The following is a 2428-nucleotide window of genomic DNA, read 5'->3' on the forward strand; positions in this document are numbered from 1 at the left end:
GACTATGTCCCGAGACAGCACGAAAGCGCTTGCGCCGGAACATAGAATCTCCCACTGTCTTCGGCACAGGACCGGGCGAGGGATCTTTATGGGAGGCCGCCTTTGCTGCCGACAGCACCTCGAGCCGGCGCTGGGCACATGTCACCGCTGCTGTCGGGGTCAGAAGACCCCTCCCACAAGAACCCCCTCGCTGGCAACGATTCGGGCGCATTCCCTGTGGGAGCGGCCTTGGCCGCGACGCGGCCGGAAACAGCCGCGGGCGTCGTTACAGGCCGCAATCGCGAGCAAGCTCGCTCCCACAAAACCCTGGGGGCTCGAACTCCTGCCGCTAACGCGTGCGCCGCGCCGTTACGGCCGCAGATCGGCGACGAATCTGCCCAAGCGCGACAAACCTTCCGTCAGTTCGTCGGACGACGCGGCGCAGGACAGGCGGACGTGGCGTTCCGGGTCGAGTTCGCTGAAGTCGCGGCCGGGCGTCAGCGCAACGTGGGCCTCCTGCAGTGCGCGCTGGCAGAAGGTCCAGGCATCCAGCCCGGTGTGGCGCACGTCGAACCAGGCGTAGAAGGCGCCGTCCGGTGGCACGTCGACCGGCAGGCCGATGCCCGCCAGGCCCGCGATCACCTGCGCGCGGCGCTGCGCGAATTCGCTGCGGCGCGACTCGCAGACCGCGATCGACTCCGGCGTGAAGCAGGCCAGCGCGGCGAACTGCGCCGGCGTCGGCGGGCAGATGTAGAAGTTCTGCGCCAGCCGCTCGACCACCGGCACCATGGCCTCCGGAATCACGCACCAGCCGAGGCGCCAGCCGGTCATGCCGAAGTACTTGGAAAAACTGTTGATGACGAAGGCGTCGGGGTCGGTCGCGAGCACGGTCTGCGCCGGCCGCCCCTGCGCGTCGGCGTCCTGCAGGTTCAGATAGATCTCATCGATGATGCGCCAGGCATCGTGGCGGCGCGCCCAGTCGCAGATCGCCGCGAGTTCGGCCGGCGGCACCGCGGTGCCGGTCGGATTCGACGGCGTCGCCAGCATCAGTCCGCGGGTGGCGTCGCTCCAGTTCGCCTGCACGGTCGCGGCGTCGAGCTGGTAGCGCGTGGCGGCGGTCGTCGGGACGAGCTTCACGCATGCGCCGAAGCTGCCGAGAAACTGCCGGTTGCAGGGGTAGGACGGGTCTCCGACGAGCACTTCGTCGCCCGGATCGACCAGCGCCGCGGTCACCAGCAGCAGTGCGGCGGAGGCGCCGGCGGTGACGACGATGCGTGAGGCGGGGACGTCGACGCCGTGCATCTGCCGGTAGAAGCCGGCGATGGCCTGTCGCAGTTCGGGCAGGCCAAGCGCCGCCGTGTAGGGCATCGGGCGGCCGTCCATCAGGTCGCGCATCGCGCGGATGACCGCCGGCGGCGCGCCGAAATCGGGTTCGCCGATGTTCAGCTTGATCACGCGATGGCCCTGCGCCTCGAGTGCGGCGGCCTGCTTGCCGATCTCCATCGCGAAGAAGGGCGATATCGACTGAGCGCGTTGCGATGCTTTCATGCGACCGATCATCTCCACATGTGGTGCCTGCCTGTTGCAGCAAAGAAAAAGGCGGCCCGCAGGCCGCCTCCGTCATTGCATGACCGGGCTCAGGCGAGGCGGCCGTGGCACTGCTTGTACTTCTTGCCCGAGCCGCAGGGGCAGGGGTCGTTGCGGCCGACCTTGGGGCCTGCGGCAGCCGGCTGTGCCGGCGCGTTGTTGCCTGCCGGCGGTGCCAGCGGGTCGACGCCTTCGCCGGCCATCGCCGGGTCGAAGTCGGCGTGGGTGAAACGCATGTTGTCGAGCGGCGGCGGTGTCGGTTCGCTTTCCTCGATCTGTTCCGGCGAGCGGATCTCGACGTTCATCAGTACGCGGGTGACTTCGCCGCGCACCTGATCGAGCAGGCTTTCGAACAGTTCGAAGGCTTCGCGCTTGTACTCCTGCTTCGGGTTCTTCTGCGCATAGCCGCGCAGATGGATGCCCTGGCGCAGGTGATCGAGCGCGGCGAGGTGTTCGCGCCAGTGGCTGTCCAGACTCTGCAGCATCACATTGCGTTCGAACTGGCTGAAGGAGTCGCCACCGACCAGTGCGACCTTGACCGCGTACTGCTCGTCCGACAGGTCCTGCGCACGCTTGAGCAGGTCCTCGTCGGCGAGATTGGGCTCGGCCGACACCCATTCCGCGAACGGCGTATCGATGCGGAACTCGGACAGGAAGGCGGCCTGGGCACCGGCCAGATCCCACTGCTCCTCGACGCTTTCCGCCGGCGCGTACTGGCGGAAGGTGTCTTCGAGCACGCTGTGGCGCATCGCCGTGATGGTTTCCGAAATGTTCTCGGCTTCGAGCAGCGCGTTGCGCTGTTCGTAAATCACCTTGCGCTGGTCGTTCGACACGTCGTCGTATTCGAGCAGCTGCTTGCGGA

General features: G+C 67.5%; 2 protein-coding genes. Both read right to left on the minus strand.

Going from position 1 to position 2428, the window contains the following annotated elements; all coding sequences use genetic code 11:
* Positions 1-348 precede the first annotated feature (348 nt).
* The gene (locus IV112_RS21170; protein ID WP_304007092.1) at positions 349-1527 is read right to left on the minus strand and encodes an aminotransferase class I/II-fold pyridoxal phosphate-dependent enzyme; all 1179 of its coding nucleotides are present in this window, start codon (positions 1525-1527) and stop codon (positions 349-351) included.
* 89 nt (positions 1528-1616) lie between these two features.
* Positions 1617-2428, minus strand: an 812-nt coding sequence (locus tag IV112_RS21175; RefSeq protein WP_304007094.1) for an SEC-C metal-binding domain-containing protein, incomplete at its 5' end; no start/stop codon positions are given.

It is taken from the genome of Methyloversatilis discipulorum (genome assembly GCF_018780585.1).
GTDB classification, from domain to species: Bacteria; Pseudomonadota; Gammaproteobacteria; order Burkholderiales; family Rhodocyclaceae; genus Methyloversatilis; species Methyloversatilis discipulorum_B.

Excerpts from the sequence above, each read along its gene's own strand:
- IV112_RS21170 (WP_304007092.1), bottom strand. The coding sequence starts at position 1,527 with ATGAAAGCATCGCAACGCGCTCAGTCGATATCGCCCTTCTTCGCGATG.